We start from the raw sequence: 17,165 nt of genomic DNA on the forward strand, positions 1-17,165 counted from the left end.
ATGTTCAGGCGGCGGGACGGATCACGCGCCGACGGCGCTCCGCGCCGGGGTGGAAGAGCCGGGCAGCGGTGCCGGTGCTGACCCCTCGCGGCGAGCGCGGGTCCAGCGGTTCTCCGGGACGGGGAGGCCGAGGTTTCCACGGAGCGTGGTCGCCTCGTACTCCGTGCGCACGACACCGCGCTCTCGCAGGATCGGCAGAACCTCGTCGATGAACCTCCGCAGCTGCGCCGGGTGACCACCGTGGAGGTTGATCCCGTCGAGGGCTCCGGCCTCGAACCATCGCTGCAGCTCATCGGCGACGGTGACCGCCGAACCGGTGAACGGCGAGGGGTGCGGTCCCGAAACCGACTCGACGGTCTCGCGCAGGGTCCATCCCCGCTCGCCTGCGAGCGCGACGATCCGCGCTGACTGCGTGTAGAAGCCGCGCTCCGCATGGGTGAGCGCCTCGGCGGGGAACGGTGCGTCGAGGTCGTACTGCCGGAAGTCATGCCAGCCGAACCCGCGCCCGAACTCGGCGAGCGCCCGCTCGAAGTCGTTGTCGGCCAGCCCCTGCGCGCGCTCGGCGGCACGGGCTTCGTCGTCGGTGTCGCCCACGGTCACCGTGATGCCGGGGACGATGAGGATCTCCTCGGGGTTGCGGCCGAACCCGGCAGCACGACGACGGATGTCCTCGGCGAAGGCGACGCCCGCTTCGAGCGTCGGCGCGTGCGTGAAGATGGCGTCGGCGGTGCGGGCTCCGAGATCGCGCCCCTGCTCGGAGTCGCCGGCCTGGAAGACCACGGGGTGCCCCTGCGGCGAGCGCTCGAGGTTCAGCGGACCGGTGACCGAGAAGAACTCGCCGCGGTGATCGAGGGTGTGCTGACGCGAACGGTCGAGGAACAGGCGGGTCTGGCGGTCACGCGGGAAGGCGTCGTCCTCGTAGGAATCCCAGAGGGCGCGGGTGACCTCGATGTGCTCGAGCGCGCGTCCATAACGGGTGTCGTAGTCGTAGTGCTGCTCGAGGCCGAAGTTCCCTGCCGTGCCGGAGTCGCCGCTGGTGACGACGTTCCATCCGGCGCGGCCCTTGCTGATCAGGTCGAGCGACCCGAAGCGGCGGGCGACGTGGAAGGGCTCGTCGTATGAGGTGCTCAGTGTGCCGATGAGGCCGATGTTCGTGGTGACGGCGGCGAGCGCCGAGAGGAGCGTGAGCGGCTCGAGGCGGTTGAGGTAATGGGGCGGGGAGTCGGGGGTGATGAAGTTGCTGTCGACGATGAACACGAAGTCGAACTTCGCGTCCTCCGCGAGGCGTGCGATCTCGATGTACTGGTCGAGGTCGACGCTCGCGTCACCGGGGATCTGCGGGTCCAACCACTGGAAGTGCTTGCCAGGGCCACCCGTGGGTGTGGGGGCGATGCCCAGTTTGAGCTGCCGTGCCATCTCATGTTCCTTCCGGTCCGTTTCGCGTTGGAGCGATTGTGACCGAGAGCGGAACAAAGAGGCGAGCAGGTTTCTTTTTGTTTCGCCCGGTGTCGGAACATACCGAGGAGATGGTGCCAGAAGAGGCAGAGGCGGGTCAGTCGAAGAATTCGCGGGCGCCGAGGCGGGTGGCCTTCGCGACGTCGGAGGCGAGGTCGTCGATCACGACCGCATCGTCGGGGAGCTGCGTGACCGAGATGCGCAGCATCTGGTCCCCTCCCGCTCCGACGAACGACCGGCTGCCGGCACCGACGACGATCCCGCGGCGGGCGAGGGCGAGGAGGGCGGCGGTCTCATCCGGTACGTCGACCCACACCACGAGGCTGTTCTCGCCCGCACGGGCCGTCAGCCCCTGTGCGCGTAGGGCGCTCAGCAATGTCTCGCGGCGCGAGGCGTAGCGCTCACGGGCGACGGCGACGGAAGCCGCAGCCTCAGGACTCCGCACGAGATACGCCAGAGTGTTCTGAAGGATGCGGCTGTTCGACCCGACCCCGTGGCTGCGCAGGCGCATGGCCCGCTCGATCAGCTCGGAGGCACCGCCGAGCACCGAGGTGCGCACGTCGATTCCGTAGGCCTTGCAGAAGCTGCGGATGCGCAGCACCCTGCCCTCCAGCAACGCACCCATCGACGGGGTCGGCGCCGATTCGAGCGGGCCGATCGAGTCGTCCTCGATCACCCACGGAACGTGCTCCCGTTCGGCCAGCACGGCGGCCAGTTCTGCGGTGCGCTCTGGCGTCACGACGTGCCGGACCGCGAACGGAGCGCCCGGTTGGAACACGAACGCCGCAGCACCCGCATCGAGTGCCGCCCGCAGCGCCTCGGGTCGCGGGCCCTCGGCATCCGACTCCACACCGACGGCCTGCAGACCCAGATCGCGCAGGGTGTCGAGCACGCCGGGGCCGAGGGGTTCGTCGACCGCGACGATCGTCCCCGGCGGGGCAGCCGCCTCGATCGCGAGCAGCAGCGCCTCGGTGCCGCCACCCGCAGTCATCCACGCCTCCGGGGCGAAGGGCCAGTCGCCTGCGACGGCGTCGCGCAGGCGGTCGGTCATCACCTCGCGGCCGAACACGTTGAGGGTCTCGGCGTCGAGGCTGGAGAGCAGCGCATCGCCGAGCGGCGGATGCAGCCGGATGTCGGTGGCCGCCTGGCCGAGGTCGATGCCGCCCCAGCCCGCGAAGTCGCTGCCGGGCAGCGGGAGCACGACGGTGCCACCCCGTCGCTGCGTGCGGATCAACCCCTGATCGCGCAGGGTGCTCCAGGCGGAGACGACGCTGCCGGCGCTGACCCGCCCGGTCCGCGCGAGGTCGCGCACGGTGGGGAGCTGCGCGCCGGCCGGCAGCTCACCGGAGCGGACCAGGGTGGCGATCGCGGTGCTGAGCTCTTCGGCGCTGCGCCCGTCGACATGATCGAGCACCCATTCCGGGGAGACCGCGCCACGTTCCGTCGACAGGGTCATCCGTACCGCTTTCTTCCGGGCTCCTGGCGCCGACATCTCATCGGCGGCCTCGCCTGCCACGATACAAGCCCCGACGGCCACCGGGGTTTGTTCCGCCCCTCAGCCGACCTGCTCCACGAGTGGGATGCCCGCGCCGTCACCGCGCCGAAGGATCGGTGCAGCACCTGGCAGGCGCAGGCGCTCGAGAAACTGCACGATCGCGGCTGCGACCGACCGGTGGCTCACGTCGTTGAGGATGTCGTGCCGCCCGTCGACCACGAACACGACCTCCGCGTCCGGTGCCGCAGCGAGAACAGCCGCAGCCTCGATCGCCGGCGCCACCCGGTCGGCGTCTCCGTGCACCGCCAGGACCGGCACCGTCAACGACGCCAGATCCGCGGCGTCGAGCACCCCGCTCCCGGCGTTCAGTTGTCCGGGCTCAATCGCTCCCGCGCCTGCCAGCACACCGCGATGCACCGGGCACGCCGAGCGGAGGTCGAGCTCGTCCTCCCAGGACGAAGGAGCATCGCCCGCCCGCTCCGTCAGCACGCCGGCGAGCACGACCCCTGACACGGAGGCCCTTCCCGCGGCGCGGACGACCGCCGCAGCGCCGGCATCCGATCCGATCAGGACCACCGGCAGCACCGGATCGGTCTGCGTGATCAGGTCGTCGATCCCGCGAGGCACCGTCTCCTGATCGCCGGGCCCCCCGGGCTCGTTTCCCCGCCCGATGACCGCGGTGCGATAGCCGTCGAAAGCCAGCCGTCGTGAGAGCCGCCGGTACACGGCATCCGTCTCGCCCCTCCCCCCGACGACGATGACCGCTCCTCGCGGCGGCGTCTCCGGCTCCACCCATTTCGGCATGCTCACCACTCCTCAGGTCACGCGACAACTTGTATCGGAACATTATCGACAAAGCTCAGAAATGTTACGAGACAAATCGCAACAGTGTGGAGGCGCATGCAACCATTGCCTCGTTCCCGGAGGAGGAAGAGCAGTGACAGACACCACACGAGCGGGTTTCGCGACCGAGCAGATCCGCGCCGGCTACACCGCCGGCACTCCGCAGAATGCCGCGGTCCCCCCGATCTATCAGACCGTCGGCTACGAGTTCGAGAGCTTCGCCGCGGCCCGCGAGATCTTCGCGCTTCGACGCACCGGCAACCTCTACAGCCGTACCGGCAACCCCACTCAGAGCGTGCTGGAGCAGCGCATGGCGCGCCTCGACGGCGGAGTGGCCGCGCTGGCGACCGCCTCAGGACAGTCGGCCGTCGCCGTCGCGCTCCTCACCCTGGCCCGCGCGGGCGACCACATCGTCGCCGCCCGCCAGCTCTACGGCGGCACGGTCGACCTGCTCACCGACCTCTTTCCCGATCTCGGGATCGAGACGACCCTGGTCGACCAGGACGACCTCGACGCCTGGCGTGATGCCGCACGACCGAACACCCGCGCGTTCTTCGCCGAGTCCATCGGCAATCCGGTGGCCTCGGTGCTGCCGGTCGCCGAGGTCGCCGAGATCGCGCACGCTGCCGGCGTTCCGCTGATCGTCGACAACACCATCGCGACGCCCTATCTGCAACGGCCCAAGGAGTTCGGCGCCGACATCACGGTCTACTCGGCCACGAAGTTCATCGGCGGGCACGGCACCTCGCTCGGTGGAGTCATCGTCGACCTCGGCACCTTCGACTTCGGGGCGGATGCCGCGCGCTGGCCGCAGTTCACCCAGCCGTACCCGCGCGTGGGCGACGTCGTGCTGTGGGAGCGGTTCGGGCGCGAGGGAAGCGCGTTCCTCGTGTACGCGAAGACCAAGCTCGTGCACGATCTCGGCCCGGCACTGTCGCCCTACAACGCCTCTCAGCTGCTGATCGGGCTGGAGACTCTCGACCTGCGCCTCGCCCGCCAGAACGCCTCCGCCCTCGCGATCGCCGAGCACCTGGCGCAGCATCCGGCCGTTGCACACGTCAATCACCCCGGGCTGCCGGGCAACCGCTGGCACGCGGCGGCGCAACGCTATCTGCCACGAGGGGCGGGCTCGGTCTTCTCGTTCGACCTCGCGACCGGCGACGAGCATGTCGAGGAGTTCATCGACTCGCTGCGACTCTTCTCGCTCGTCGCCAACATCGGCGATGCGCGCAGTCTCGTGGTGCATCCGGCCACGACCACGCACAGTCACCTCGACGACGCTCAGCTCACTGATGCGGGATTCGGGCGCGGCACCGTGCGGCTCTCGGTGGGCCTGGAAGACCCCGCCGATCTCATCCGCGACCTCGACCGGTCGCTTCAGCACATCTCGGAGGCATGACATGAAGCTCGGCTACTGGACGCCCGTGTACGGCGGATTCCTGCGCAACGTCGGCGATGAATCGATGGCAGCGACGTGGTCGTACGTCCGCGAGCTCTCGATCGCCGCGGATCGGCTCGGCTTCCACACGACGCTCGTGCCGGAGCTCTATCTGAACGACCGCAAAGGCATCGAAGCACCCAGCCTCGAGGCCTGGTCGCTCTCGACCGCGATCCTCGCCGTCACCGAGCGGCTGCGGGTGATGACGGCCGTTCGCCCCGGGTTCCATCTCCCCGCCGTGACCGCCAAGGAGTCAGCCACGATCGCCGACATCGGCTGGACCAGCGGGAGCGGCGACGAGCGGTTCGCCCTCAACGTCGTGGCCGCGTGGTGGGAGGAGGAGGCCAAGCAGTACGGAGGCCGCTTCACGACGCACGACGCCCGCTACGACCAGGCGAGCGAGTTCGTGCAGATCCTCCGCGGACTGTGGACGCAGACCCCCTACGACCACCGGGGCGAGTACTTCTCGGTCGAGAACACGATCCTCTCCCCGAAACCCCGCACTTCGCCGCCGATCTTCGCCGGGGGTGAGAGCGAGCAGGGGCGGGAGTCGATCGCCGGCTTCGCCGACTCCTATGCACTGCACGGCGGCACGGTCGAGGAGATCCGCACGAAGGTCGACGACATGAATACGCGACGCGAGAGACTCGTCGGTCGCCCGTTCGACGAGTTCGCGATGTCGGCCTACGTCATCGTCCGCGACACCGAGGCCGAGGCGCAGCGCGAGCTCGAACGCATCACGACGGTCGACCCGGCATCGCCCGGCTACGCCTCTTTCGAGGAGTTCCTGCGCCACTCCCAGCTCGACTTCGAGCTGTCGCGGCGCGAGTACTCCGTGGGCACCCGCGGTCTGCGGCCGAACCTCGTCGGAACGGCCGAACAGGTCGCCGACGGCATTCGCGGCTTCGAGGAGGCCGGAGTGACGCTGCTGCTCATCCAGTCCTCTCCCGCCATCGAGGAGCTCACCCGCATCGGCGAGCAGGTGCTGCCGCTGGTGAGCCTGGCGAGGGTCGCAGGAGCGGACGCCTGACGCGGTCGGGCCCGATCGGAGGATGTGCGCGATGAGCCCTCTCGGATAGCGTGGGCGTCTACCCATGCCGGCTCGCCGGCGCAAAAGCGGGAGAACGCGATGCCAGTGACGCCGTTCCGGGTTCGAGCGAGCGACGACGCTCTTGAGGATCTGCGGGATCGAGTGAGCCGAGCTCGTTTCGTCGCGCCGTCCGACGCGACCACCTGGTCGGCCGGCGTCGACCCGCTGTACCTGCAGCAGCTCGCCACCTACTGGGCCGCCGATTTCGACTGGCGCTCCGTCGAGGCCGCACTCGACGAGTACCCTCAGTTCCTCGCGGAGACGGACGGCGACACTCTCCACTTCGTGCACATCCGCGCTGCGGCGCCCTCATCGAAGCGGCTCCCCGTCGTACTGCTGCACGGGTGGCCGAGCACTTTCGTCGAGATGCTCCCCCTCGCCGACCGGATCGCGCACCCGGAGCGGTTCGGCCGCGATCCGGTGACCGCGCGCGACGTCGTCATCCCGTCGCTGCCCGGCTTCCTGTTCAGCTCACTGCCGGGCTCACCGCTCACGCGCCAGGGAATGGCACATGCGATCGACCGGCTGATGACCGAGGACCTGGGGTATTCCCGTTACTGCGCATTCGGAGGGGATGTCGGAGGCACGGTGACAGCCTGGCTCGGAGCCGATCATCCGAAGAGCGTGGCGGCCATCCACATGATCCACCCGCCGTTCCCCGCGTCGTTCGACGTGCCCCCGCTCACGGCCGAGGAGGAGATCTTCCTCGCCGCAGATGAGGCCTATGACGAGACCGACGGCGGCTACAGCGCGATCATGATCACCCGGCCCGACACGATCGCCGCGGCCCTGATCGACTCGCCGATCGGACTCGCCGCGTGGCTCGCCGACAAGTATCGGGACTGGAGCGACTGCGGCGGCGACATCGAACGCCGCTTCCGCAGAGACGACGTCCTGACCGCCGCGACCCTGTACTGGATCACTGGATCCATCGGAACGTCGATGCGTCAGTACTACGACTACGACCACAACCCCGATCGACCGATGATCGAGGTGCCTGCGGGCTTCACTCTCAGCCACGAGCCCTCGATGGCAGGCTTCCCTCGATCGATCGCCGAACGCGCCTGCTCGCGGATCGTGCAGTGGAACGAGCCGCAGATAGGCGGGCACTTCATGCCGCACGAAGAGCCCGACCTGCTCGCCGCCGACCTGGAGATCACCTTCCGTCTGGCGGAGCAGGAGGACGGTCGTGAACCCGCCTGACGTCACGCTCCCCGAGCGGACGCTCGGTGGCGGGGCCGCTCCATCGCGTCGACCCCGAAGCCGCTCCTGATCAGGAGCGGCCCGGCGTGTTCCTCAGCTCTCTTCGATCGGCAGCCAGAGCTCGCACGAGGCGAAGTCGCCGGTGAACTCGAGGTAGCGGACGATCGACGGCCCGGGTCGCATCCGCCAGGGGTTCGACGGGAACCACTCGGTCGCCGTGGCGGCCCACAGGTTCTGCAGCGTCTCGGGGAACGGTCCGCTGGCGGCGAAGACCGCCCATGACCCGTCGTCCACGCGGAGCGAGTCGAGATCGGCCGGCACCGGGGTGTCGGCCTGGAGCGCGACGCCGTGCAGATACGTGAGCAGGGCGCCTTCCGGTGCATCGGGTTCGATGTCGGCGGTCACGGCGAGGATTCCCGACGGCTCAGCATCGCCGAGTGCCTTGAGGCGCTCGTGCTCCTCCGGCGGGATTCCCGCGATGTGCGACTGGATATGCGGATTGACGCCCTCGTGGATCAGCGGGACCTCGGCGGCGTGGCCGGCGAGGACGAACGCGGGGCGGTGGGTGATGGTGACATCCATCGGGGTGCTCCCTTCGACGCTCAGGCGGAACCTGAGCGTGGGTTGTGTTCGGAGAGGACCCCCTTCACGGCGCGCGTCGGCCGGGCCGATCCCGTGCACCGCACGGAAAGCTCGGCCGAAAGCTTCGACCGAGCCGTACCCGTGGCGCACGGCCACGTCGAGCAGGCTCGACGCACCGGCGGCGAGCTCCGCCCCCGCGTGCGTCATCCGACGACGACGCACGTATTCCGAGAGCGGCATACCCGCGAGTGCCGAGAACATCCGACGCAGGTGATATTCCGTCGTGCCGTGTTCGCGTGCGAAGGCTGCGACATCGATCTCCTGGTCGGAGCCTGCGGCTTCCACCTGGTCGACCAGAGCGTTGAGCGTGACGATCATGAGGTCCTCCTTTCCCCACCATCGTCGCCGCGTCGCCACTGCCGCCACCCGACTTCTCCGGTCGGATGCGATCGGTCGACGTCAGCGCCCGATCAGAGTTCGACCGGCGGTGCGGGCTCCGTCTCCGCTTCCTCCGGGTGGCGTGCGAGATTCACGATCCCGGCGATCAGACCGCCCCAGACCGTGACCATGGCGATGATCATCATGACGATCGCGATCGGAGTCATGCCCCTGCTCCCTTTGTCGAGGTGCCTACCGCCGGAATGGTCGAGGTCTCGGTATCCGGCTCGTACTCCTCCTCGGCGAGGAACTCGTCGTACTCGGGGTCATCCTTCGCGTGGGACCGTCCGCTCCACGGCAGCGCCGACAGCACCAGGGCGAGCACGACGAGCGAGACCACCATGCCCCAGCCGAAGATCGCGAGGAACCAGTCGGGGTACCCGCTGTACGGCTCGGTGATCTTGGTGATGAGTCCGGTGACGAAGAGGTAGCCGAGCACGACCGGGGCGAGGACGCCGACGAGCAGCTTCCACAGAAGCCCGACCCGGAAGCTGGAACGCCGGTTAAGGTGTTCGACCAGCACCGGTAGCTTGTGCAGGAACCAGGCGACGACGATCACGGCCACCAGAGCGACGGCCATGATGCCGAAGGCGTTGACGAACGCGTCGGCGGTATCGAGGACCGACAATGCCGTCGTCGTCGAGAACAACGCCATCGAGACGATCGCGAGCGGGATCGAGACGGTGAGGGTCGTGCGCACGCGCGCCCAGCCCAGCTTGTCCTGCAGTGCGGCGACGATCACTTCGAGGATCGAGATCAGCGAGGTGATGCCCGCGAACACCAGTGCACCGAAGAACAGCACACCGATGATCGAGCCGCCCGTCGCCTCCGAGACGATCGTCGGGAAGGCGATGAACGCCAAGCCGATGCCGGAGGTCGCAACTCCTGCCACGTCTGTGCCCTGTGCCTGAGCCATGAACCCGAGGGCGGCGAACACGCCGATGCCGGCGAGGATCTCGAAGCCGGAGTTCGCGAACGCCACGACGAGTCCGGAACCGGTGAGATCGGTCTTGCGCTTGAGGTAGGAGGAGTAGGTCACCATGATGCCGAAGGCGACCGAGAGCGAGAAGAAGATGTGCCCGTAGGCCGAGGCCCAGACGCCCGGGTCTGCCAGCGCCTCCCAGTTCGGGGCGAAGAAGGCGTTCAGTCCGTCCATGGCACCCGGCAGGAACAGCGACTGCACGACGAGGATCGCGAACATCACCGTGAGCAGCGGCATGAGGATCATGTTCGCCCGGCCGATGCCCCGCTTGACCCCCAGCGCCATGATGACCACCACGATCACCCACACCACGACCAGGGGGATGCCGACCTGCGGCACGAACTGGGTGGAGACGCCGACCTCCGCGACATCAGCCGACTGCAGGAAGTCGGTGAAGAAGAAGTCGTTCTCGTTGCCCGGGCCCCAGGTGAGCTGAGCAGAGAACCACGTGTACATGGCCGCCCACGCGATGATCACCGCGTAGTAGACCGCGATCACGACGCAGATGAGCACCTGCCACCAGCCGAGGGGCTCGGCCGCGCGATGCATGCGGCGGAACGCCAGCGGTGCCGACCCGCGGAATCGATGTCCGATCGCGTAGTCGAAGAACAGCAAGGGGATGCCGGCCGTCAGCAGGGCGCACAGGTACGGGATGAGGAAGGCACCACCGCCGCCTTCGTAGGCGACGTACGGGAACCGCCAGATGTTCCCGAGCCCGACGGCCGAGCCGATCGCGGAGAGGATGAACACGTTCCGCGAGCCGAAGGCCTCGCGTTTGTGGGTCTGCGTCGTTGCGGTGGCCATGCGGGTGAGACTACCCGAGGGCCCGGGCGAACGTGTCGCACCCCGTCGGAGTCGACGGACTCCGACTATCGGGCGGCTGTCATCGTTGCCGCGCGCTCGTCGTGGGCGCGGCTCCAGTTCACCAGCGGATGCAGCAGCGAGATCAGGCGCTGTCCCGACTCGGTGAGCGCGTAGCTGATCGTCACCGGGGTGGTCGGCTGCACGTCGCGCACGACGAGGCCCTCCCGCTCGAGTTCCTTGAGCCGGGCCGACAGCAGCCGGTCGGAGATCCCGTCGATGAGGGCGTGATACTCCGAGAACCGGCGGGCCCCCCGCGCTCCGGCGAACAGGATCGCCGCGTTCCATTTGCGCCCGGCGAGTTCTGCCGATGCCTGGAACCGACGGCACTCCTCCTCATCGATGTGTGCGATCTCTTCCCTCATGACTCTCCTAACTATTAGTAAGCAGCTTACCGCTTGCTGGCATCGTGAGGGCGAACCTCCGAAGCTGGATGCAGACGCACGAGCGTCGGCGAACACGGGAAGGCGGAGTGCTGACGGTGAACAGGATCGGCATACTCGGGGCAGGCAGGGTGGGAACGGCGATCGCACGTTCGGCGATCGCCGCGGGGTACGACGTCGCGATCGCAGCGTCGGGACCGGCAGCAGACATCGAACTGCTCGTCGAGGTGGTCGCCCCGGGCGCGCGGGCGATGTCGGCCGCTGATGCGGCCGCTCACGGCGAGATCGTCATCGTGGCCGTGCCGTTGCACAAGTACGACACCATCTCGCCGACGCTGCTCGACGGCAAGGTCGTCGTCGACACGATGAACCACTGGGAGCCGACGGACGGGCATCTCGACCACTTCGACGCCGCTCCGCACGGGAGCAGTGCGGTCATCCAGGAACACTTCACCGGCGCACGGGTGGTGAAGACGCTGAACCACATCGGCTATCACTTCCTCGAGATCGACGCACGGCCTCGAGGAGACGCTGAGCGTCGCGCACTCGGCATCGCGGGAGACGATGACGACGCGGTCAGTGCCGTCGCCGAGATGATCGACCGGCTCGGGTTCGACCCGGTCATCACCGGCGCGCTCCACACCGGCACGGCCTTCCAGCCGGGTACCGCGATCTTCGGCGGACATCACGGCACCGAAGAGCTCGCAGCCGAGGCCGCACGGCACCTCGGCACCTCATCCCTCACCGGCGCGTCTCGCGCCTGACCACTCACCTCGATCCCAGGAGTTCTCATGCAAATCGGCGCCTACAGCTTCGGCGACACCCCCTTGAACGACGACGGCACCCCGCGCTCGACGGCGGAGGCCATCCGGAATCTGCACGAGGCGATCGTGCACGCCGACCAAGTCGGACTCGACTACTTCGCTGTCGGTGAGCACCACACCGTGAGCATGCCGGCATCGTCGCCCGGTACGGTCATCGCCGCTGCCGCAGCCGCGACGAAGCAGATCGTCCTGGGCAGCGGCGCGAGCATCATCGGCACGGACGATCCGGTGCGCGTGTTCCAGCAGTTCGCGATCGCGGATGCCGTCTCCGGAGGCGGCCGTGTGGAGATCACCGCAGGCCGCGGATCGTCGGTCGAGACGTTCCCGCTCTTCGGATACGACCTCCGCGACTACGACGACCTCTACGCGCAGAAGCTCGACCTGCTGATGACCATCAACGACAGCGCCACCGCCGATGTGACGTGGGCCGGAACCGTCCGTCCTGCGCTCGACGAGCTCGCGGTCGTGCCACGGCCGGTGCGCGGTCGACTGCCCATCTGGCTCGCGACCGGAGGGAATGCCGCATCCTCCGTGCGCGCCGGGCGCCTGGGAATGCCGATCGCCTACGGGATCATCGGCGGAGAGCCCCACCGGTTCGCTCCCCTCGCCGACCTCTACCGCCGCTCGGCGGCTCAGGCCGGACACACCGGCGACGACATCAAGGTCTCGGTCGGCGCCCTCGGGTTGATCGCCCCGACCAAGCAGGAGGCCATGGACCGCTTCTACCCCGGCTGGCACAACCTGAACATCGAGATGGGCAGACTTCGCGGATGGGCACCGCCGCAGCCGAGAGCCTTCGAAGCGCAGGCACAGCCCGGCGGCGCGTACTACGTCGGCGACCCTGACGAGATCGCGAGCCGCATCGTGCACCTGCAGCAGCACATGGGACACGTGCGCCACTTCCTCCAGATGGACATCGGCGGCCTCCCGCAGGAGCACTTCCTCGAGTCGCTCACCCTGCTCGCGACCGAGGTCGCCCCGCGCGTGGAACGCCTGCTCGCGAACAAGACGGGCGGGGTGGTCTAGCCGCCGCCGATTCCGGCGTCTCGCTCCGGCCCTAGACGAGCGCGTCGTCGAGTTCGCGCAGCGACGCGAAGCGCCCATCGAACGCATCCGCGGGTGCCGGGGCGTCTCCCACCGGCCGCCGCACGTAGGCGGTCCGCATCCCCACGACCTGCGCGCCGCGCAGATCCCAGGCGTGCGCTGCGACCATGAGCACGCGCGATGGATCACCGCCCGCGGCTTCCACGGCCAGCCCGTATACCTCGGGTGCCGGCTTGTAGGCCCGCACGGCGTCTGCCGACAGCGCCAGATCCCACGGCAGCCCGGCGTGCGCGCCTAGACTCCGCAGCGTCTCCGCCGTCGCATTCGAGAGTCCGAGCACGGGGAATCGCCTCGCGAGGCGTGCGACGCCGTCGACCGAGTCGCGCCAGGCCGGAAGCCGCTGGGCCGCCGTCGCCATGCGGGCGATGATCGCGGGATCGTCGACCCCGGCCGCCTCCGCAACCCGCACCGCCGCCTCGCGGTCGAGGATGTCGGTGTCGGCGTAGTCGCGCGAACCATCCGCGATGCGCTGCTGCTCGCGTTCGACATGGCCCTGCCAGATACCGAGCAGCTCCTCGGAGTCAGCTGCGGTACCCGCTGCTTCGGTGATGGCGGAGCGGAGCCCTCGAGGCTCGTCGACGAGGGTGCCGAGCACGTCGAAGACGACGGCCGTGATGTCGCGGAGCATGCTTCGAGTCTGCCGTGGACGGCGACGACCGGGGCCGTCCATGAAGAAAAGGTTCGGTCAGGATAGGTGGCGCCGGCTCCATAAATCGCGACAGCTGACTCAGCGGTGTGATCGCGCCGAGAGGCTACAGCGACAGGCGATCCTCCTGGGCGTCGCGACCTGACGATGCGACCCAAGGATCGGTCCTGCCCCTAACGCAGAAAACCCCCGCCTGAGCGGGGGTTTTTCTGCGGAGACGAGGGGATTTGAACCCCTGGTCCCCGTGAGGGGACTCCACCTTAGCAGGGTGGTGCACTCGGCCGGACTATGCGACGTCTCCAGGCATCCGACCCGAAAGCACGGATGCACTTAGCCATCATAACGGGTCGGGCGAGCAGTGACGAACCGGGGGCGAGGACACCCCTTCTCACCGACGCGCACCCGCACTGAGAGGGGAAGCGCACTCGCGCTGGGATACTTGCCGCACACCGTGGGCACCCAGCGTCCACCACGCGGAAGAGGACCGACCATGCCCCGCACAGACACCCTGAACACGGAGCACGCCGACGCCCCCTCGAGTCATCGGAGGGAGGGCCAGGCACTCGGCTACGCGATCATCCTCGCCCTGCTCATCGTCTCGTACGGCCTGTGCGCCATCCAGCCCAGCACCGATCCGAGTCCGTGGGCTTTCCTTGCCATGCTGGCGACGGTCGCGATGGTGTTCTACGTCACCAGAGCCCGACACCTCGTGCAGCGCGTTTCCTGGGTGGTGCTCTCGGCCGCCGGTGCGGCCGCCGTCATCGCCACTCTCTTCGGCGCCGACGGCCCGCTGCTCGCGATCCCCCTCTCGGCCGCGTCGATGATCGCTCTGCTCGTCGCGCCATGGGCGATCATCGCGCACCAGGTGAATCGTCGGGGCCTCGACCTGGAGGCGCTGCTGGCGGCGATCACCGCGTACATCCTCGTCGGGATGCTCTTCGCCTTCGTCTACAACCTGATCTCGCAGGTCTCCACGACACCCATGTTCGGGGAGGGAAGCGTCGACTCCCTCGGCAACCAGCTGTTCTTCTCCTTCACCGCGCTGACCACGACCGGCTACGGCAACCTGGTCCCGGTCACCCCTGGAGGGCAGGGGCTCGCCATCGCCGAGGGGATCACGGGCCAGATCTTCCTGATCACCGCGGTGGCTCGCATCATGCGGGGCGCGAGCGCGAAGCGCACCCCGACACCGATCGACTGAAGATCGCAGGACAGGATGGGATCATGACGACCGTCTCCGCGCCTCGCGTCGAACATCACCGAGACCCGTTCGGCATCGGCGAATCCCGCCCGCGCCTGAGCTGGACCCTCACGGATGCTCCCGCCGGTTGGCGCCAGCAGCGCTACGCGGTCACCGTGATGCGTCCCGATGGCGAAGAGACGATCGAGGTCGCATCGGCCGACCAGGTGCTGGTTCCCTGGCCGAGCCGCGCACTCGAATCCCGCGAGCGCGTCTCCGTGCGCGTCGCCGTGCAGGGCATCGACGGCACCTGGTCTCGCTCGAGCCCGGAGACCTGGCTCGAGGTCGGGCTGCTGCACCCTGCCGACTGGTCAGCGCTCCCGGTCGGAGCCGACCTCGATGAGGACCCGGAGAGCGACGCCCGACGCGCGACGCTGGTGCGCACCGGATTCCGCGTCGACGGCGAGGTCACCCGCGCCCGCCTCTACGCCACCGCACACGGTCTGTATGAAGCCGAGATCAACGGCGCCCGCGTGGGCACCGACACTCTCTCGCCCGGCTGGACCGTCTATCGCGAACGCCTGCGCTATTACACCTACGACGTGACCGACCTGCTCGTCGAGGGCGGGAACGCACTCGGCGCCTGGCTCGGCGACGGCTGGTATCGAGGCCGCCTCGGCTGGCGCGGCGGCTACCGCAACGTCTTCGGCAGCGACCTGTCCTTCCTCGGCCAGCTGGAGATCACCTACACCGACGGGCGGCGCGAGACCGTCGGGACCGACGGCACCTGGAAGACGGCCCTCTCCCCCATCCTCCGCTCGGGCATCTACGACGGCGAGGACTACGATGCCCGCGAGGAGCTGCCCGGCTGGTCGACCGGATCGTTCGACGACTCCCGCTGGCTTCCGGTCGCCGTACGCGAACGCGACCCGCGCACTCTGGTCGCACCGACCGGCCCGCCGGTCAGGGTGACCGAAGAGGTGGCGCCGATCGCCGTGCTCACCTCGCCCAGCGGCGCCCGCATCCTCGACTTCGGACAGAACCTCGTCGGTCGGGTCCGCATCCGAGCCACCGGACCGAGCGGCGCGACGGTCACCCTGCGCACCGCCGAGGTCTTGCAGGACGGCGAGATCTACACGCGCCCGCTGCGCAGTGCACGCTCCAGCGCCGCCTACACGCTCGCCGGTCGCCCGGACGGCGAGGAATGGGAGCCGCGCTTCACGTTCCACGGCTTCCGCTACGCCGAGGCCTCCGGATGGCCGGGCGATCTCGATGCGGATGCGGCCGCCGGTGCACTCATCGCACGCGTGCTTCACACCGACGTCGAGCGCACCGGATGGTTCACGTGCTCCGACCCGCTGGTGGAGCAGCTGCACCGGAACGTCGTGTGGGGCATGCGCGGCAACTTCGTCGACATTCCCACCGACTGCCCTCAGCGCGACGAGCGCGTGGGCTGGACGGGGGACATCCAGGTGTTCGGGCCGACGGCGTCGACGCTCTTCGACGTCTCGGGGATGCTGTCGGGGTGGCTCCGCGATGTCGAGGCCGACCAGCTGCCCGACGGCACGGTGCCCTGGTTCGTCCCGGTGATCCCCTCGCACAAGGTGTGGTCCCCGATCCGGCCTGGAGCCGCCTGGGGCGATGTGGCGACGCTGCTGCCGTGGACCCTGTATCGGCGCTTCGGCGACGAAGGAGTCCTGGCGACGCAGTTCGAGAGCGCGCGACGCTGGGTCGACAAGGTCGCCTCGGTGGCCGGCCCCGACCGCCTGTGGAACGAGGGGTTCCAGCTGGGCGACTGGCTCGACCCTGCCGCTCCCCCGCAAGACCCGGGTGATGCCCGCACCGACCGATACCTCGTGGCGACGGCGTACTTCGCGCGGTCGGCACGAGCAGTCGCCGACATGGCGGGAGTGCTCGACCGCACCGCCGACGCCGAGCGCTTCGGTGCCATCGCCGATGAGGCGGCTGCCGCGTTCCGTGCCGCGTACGTGAAGGCCGACGGCACGATGACCTCGGATGCGCAGACCGCCTACGCCCTCGCCATCGTCTTCGATCTACTCGCCGACCAGACGCAGCGCGAGGTGGCGGGAGCACGTCTCGCCGAGCTCGTGCATGTCGCAGGCAACCGCATCGCGACCGGCTTCGTCGGCACGCCCCTCGTGTGCGATGCCCTCACCATGACCGGCCACACCGACGCCGCCTACGCCCTGCTGCTGGAGCAGGGCTGCCCGTCCTGGCTGTATCAGGTGGTGCAGGGTGCGACCACGATCTGGGAGCGGTGGGACGCGATGCTCCCGGACGGCACCGTGAACCCCGGGACCATGACCTCGTTCAACCACTACGCCCTGGGAGCCGTGGCCGACTGGCTGCACCGCACCGTCGCCGGGCTCGCCCCTGCAGAACCCGGCTACCGTCGCATCCGCTTCGCCCCGCGACCGGGCGGTGGCCTCACCCACGCCTCGGCGACGCAGCGGACTCCGTACGGCGAGGCATCGATCTCCTGGCACATCGAGCAGAACGAGCTCCGGATCGATGTCGTGGTCCCGGTCGGCGCGACTGCCGAGCTCGATCTGCCCGGTGCCGCCCCGGAGGAAGTCGGCCACGGCGGGCATACGCGATCGGTGCGTCTGGGGCCCTGACG

Annotated in this window: 15 protein-coding genes and 1 tRNA gene; 7 read left to right on the top strand and 9 right to left on the bottom strand. The window is 68.9% G+C overall.

Annotated elements, in window-relative coordinates; all coding sequences use genetic code 11:
* Positions 1-21 precede the first annotated feature (21 nt).
* From ACIQTX_RS17200 to ACIQTX_RS17210, 3 genes are all read right to left on the bottom strand, one after another.
* Positions 22-1,416, bottom strand: a complete 1,395-nt coding sequence (locus ACIQTX_RS17200) for an LLM class flavin-dependent oxidoreductase (RefSeq protein WP_028502072.1) — start codon at positions 1,414-1,416, stop codon at positions 22-24.
* Positions 1,417-1,552: 136 nt separating this feature from the next.
* Complete coding sequence (locus ACIQTX_RS17205; protein WP_402974407.1) at positions 1,553-2,911, bottom strand: aminotransferase class I/II-fold pyridoxal phosphate-dependent enzyme; 1,359 nt, start codon at positions 2,909-2,911, stop codon at positions 1,553-1,555.
* A gap of 99 nt (positions 2,912-3,010) precedes the next feature.
* Complete coding sequence (locus ACIQTX_RS17210; protein ID WP_402974409.1) at positions 3,011-3,754, bottom strand: alpha/beta hydrolase; 744 nt, start codon at positions 3,752-3,754, stop codon at positions 3,011-3,013.
* Between the two features lie 133 nt (positions 3,755-3,887).
* On the opposite strand from ACIQTX_RS17210, the gene ACIQTX_RS17215 reads away from it, so the two are divergent.
* From ACIQTX_RS17215 to ACIQTX_RS17225, 3 genes are all read left to right on the top strand, one after another.
* On the top strand, positions 3,888-5,192 hold the full coding sequence (locus tag ACIQTX_RS17215; protein WP_402974412.1) for an O-acetylhomoserine aminocarboxypropyltransferase/cysteine synthase family protein: 1,305 nt from the start codon (positions 3,888-3,890) through the stop codon (positions 5,190-5,192).
* 1 nt (position 5,193) lies between these two features.
* Positions 5,194-6,261, top strand: coding sequence for an LLM class flavin-dependent oxidoreductase (locus ACIQTX_RS17220; protein ID WP_402974415.1), 1,068 nt, complete (start codon positions 5,194-5,196; stop codon positions 6,259-6,261).
* Positions 6,262-6,360: 99 nt separating this feature from the next.
* On the top strand, positions 6,361-7,524 hold the full coding sequence (locus ACIQTX_RS17225; protein ID WP_402974418.1) for an epoxide hydrolase family protein: 1,164 nt from the start codon (positions 6,361-6,363) through the stop codon (positions 7,522-7,524).
* 93 nt (positions 7,525-7,617) lie between these two features.
* Here ACIQTX_RS17225 and ACIQTX_RS17230 read toward each other — a convergent pair whose 3' ends face one another.
* From ACIQTX_RS17230 to ACIQTX_RS17245, 4 genes are all read right to left on the bottom strand, one after another.
* Positions 7,618-8,484 (bottom strand): GyrI-like domain-containing protein, encoded by an 867-nt coding sequence (locus tag ACIQTX_RS17230; protein WP_402974421.1) that lies wholly within the window; start codon positions 8,482-8,484, stop codon positions 7,618-7,620.
* 92 nt (positions 8,485-8,576) lie between these two features.
* Positions 8,577-8,711 carry a methionine/alanine import family NSS transporter small subunit gene (locus ACIQTX_RS17235; protein ID WP_081663075.1) on the bottom strand — a complete coding sequence of 45 codons (135 nt, stop codon included), beginning with the start codon at positions 8,709-8,711 and terminating at the stop codon, positions 8,577-8,579.
* Positions 8,708-10,330: a sodium-dependent transporter gene (locus ACIQTX_RS17240; protein WP_028502066.1), complete on the bottom strand. Its 1,623-nt coding sequence runs from the start codon at positions 10,328-10,330 to the stop codon at positions 8,708-8,710. Before ACIQTX_RS17240 ends, ACIQTX_RS17235 begins: the two co-directional genes overlap by 4 nt.
* 65 nt (positions 10,331-10,395) lie before the next feature.
* Positions 10,396-10,752 (bottom strand): winged helix-turn-helix transcriptional regulator, encoded by a 357-nt coding sequence (locus ACIQTX_RS17245; RefSeq protein WP_402974426.1) that lies wholly within the window; start codon positions 10,750-10,752, stop codon positions 10,396-10,398.
* 68 nt (positions 10,753-10,820) lie between these two features.
* On the opposite strand from ACIQTX_RS17245, the gene ACIQTX_RS17250 reads away from it, so the two are divergent.
* Positions 10,821-11,534, top strand: coding sequence for an NADPH-dependent F420 reductase (locus ACIQTX_RS17250; RefSeq protein WP_402974429.1), 714 nt, complete (start codon positions 10,821-10,823; stop codon positions 11,532-11,534).
* 27 nt (positions 11,535-11,561) lie between these two features.
* On the top strand, positions 11,562-12,620 hold the full coding sequence (locus ACIQTX_RS17255; protein WP_402974432.1) for an LLM class flavin-dependent oxidoreductase: 1,059 nt from the start codon (positions 11,562-11,564) through the stop codon (positions 12,618-12,620).
* Positions 12,621-12,651: 31 nt separating this feature from the next.
* Here ACIQTX_RS17255 and ACIQTX_RS17260 read toward each other — a convergent pair whose 3' ends face one another.
* Both ACIQTX_RS17260 and ACIQTX_RS17265 read right to left on the bottom strand, forming a co-directional pair.
* Positions 12,652-13,326 carry a haloacid dehalogenase type II gene (locus ACIQTX_RS17260; protein ID WP_402974435.1) on the bottom strand — a complete coding sequence of 225 codons (675 nt, stop codon included), beginning with the start codon at positions 13,324-13,326 and terminating at the stop codon, positions 12,652-12,654.
* Positions 13,327-13,556: 230 nt separating this feature from the next.
* Positions 13,557-13,645: transfer RNA gene (locus tag ACIQTX_RS17265), tRNA-Ser, on the bottom strand.
* A gap of 189 nt (positions 13,646-13,834) precedes the next feature.
* Here ACIQTX_RS17265 and ACIQTX_RS17270 point away from each other — a divergent pair.
* Both ACIQTX_RS17270 and ACIQTX_RS17275 read left to right on the top strand, forming a co-directional pair.
* Positions 13,835-14,545 (top strand): potassium channel family protein, encoded by a 711-nt coding sequence (locus ACIQTX_RS17270; RefSeq protein WP_402974438.1) that lies wholly within the window; start codon positions 13,835-13,837, stop codon positions 14,543-14,545.
* A gap of 23 nt (positions 14,546-14,568) precedes the next feature.
* Positions 14,569-17,163, top strand: coding sequence for a family 78 glycoside hydrolase catalytic domain (locus ACIQTX_RS17275; RefSeq protein ID WP_402974441.1), 2,595 nt, complete (start codon positions 14,569-14,571; stop codon positions 17,161-17,163).
* The last annotated feature ends 2 nt before the right edge of the window (positions 17,164-17,165 follow it).

Origin of the sequence: Microbacterium sp. NPDC090281 (assembly GCF_044769635.1) — a bacterium.
In the GTDB taxonomy this organism is placed as follows: domain Bacteria; phylum Actinomycetota; class Actinomycetes; order Actinomycetales; family Microbacteriaceae; genus Microbacterium.

What these genes read in the sequence shown, in the direction of transcription:
- ACIQTX_RS17200 (WP_028502072.1), bottom strand. Translation starts at nt 1,416, where the DNA reads ATGGCACGGCAGCTCAAACTGGGCATCGCCCCCACACCCACGGGTGGC.
- ACIQTX_RS17205 (WP_402974407.1), bottom strand. Translation starts at nt 2,911, where the DNA reads ATGACCCTGTCGACGGAACGTGGCGCGGTCTCCCCGGAATGGGTGCTC.
- ACIQTX_RS17210 (WP_402974409.1), bottom strand. Translation starts at nt 3,754, where the DNA reads ATGCCGAAATGGGTGGAGCCGGAGACGCCGCCGCGAGGAGCGGTCATC.
- ACIQTX_RS17220 (WP_402974415.1), top strand. Translation starts at nt 5,194, where the DNA reads ATGAAGCTCGGCTACTGGACGCCCGTGTACGGCGGATTCCTGCGCAAC.
- ACIQTX_RS17225 (WP_402974418.1), top strand. Translation starts at nt 6,361, where the DNA reads ATGCCAGTGACGCCGTTCCGGGTTCGAGCGAGCGACGACGCTCTTGAG.
- ACIQTX_RS17230 (WP_402974421.1), bottom strand. Translation starts at nt 8,484, where the DNA reads ATGATCGTCACGCTCAACGCTCTGGTCGACCAGGTGGAAGCCGCAGGC.
- ACIQTX_RS17235 (WP_081663075.1), bottom strand. Translation starts at nt 8,711, where the DNA reads ATGACTCCGATCGCGATCGTCATGATGATCATCGCCATGGTCACGGTC.
- ACIQTX_RS17240 (WP_028502066.1), bottom strand. Translation starts at nt 10,330, where the DNA reads ATGGCCACCGCAACGACGCAGACCCACAAACGCGAGGCCTTCGGCTCG.
- ACIQTX_RS17245 (WP_402974426.1), bottom strand. Translation starts at nt 10,752, where the DNA reads ATGAGGGAAGAGATCGCACACATCGATGAGGAGGAGTGCCGTCGGTTC.
- ACIQTX_RS17250 (WP_402974429.1), top strand. Translation starts at nt 10,821, where the DNA reads ATGCAGACGCACGAGCGTCGGCGAACACGGGAAGGCGGAGTGCTGACG.
- ACIQTX_RS17255 (WP_402974432.1), top strand. Translation starts at nt 11,562, where the DNA reads ATGCAAATCGGCGCCTACAGCTTCGGCGACACCCCCTTGAACGACGAC.
- ACIQTX_RS17260 (WP_402974435.1), bottom strand. Translation starts at nt 13,326, where the DNA reads ATGCTCCGCGACATCACGGCCGTCGTCTTCGACGTGCTCGGCACCCTC.
- ACIQTX_RS17270 (WP_402974438.1), top strand. Translation starts at nt 13,835, where the DNA reads ATGCCCCGCACAGACACCCTGAACACGGAGCACGCCGACGCCCCCTCG.
- ACIQTX_RS17275 (WP_402974441.1), top strand. Translation starts at nt 14,569, where the DNA reads ATGACGACCGTCTCCGCGCCTCGCGTCGAACATCACCGAGACCCGTTC.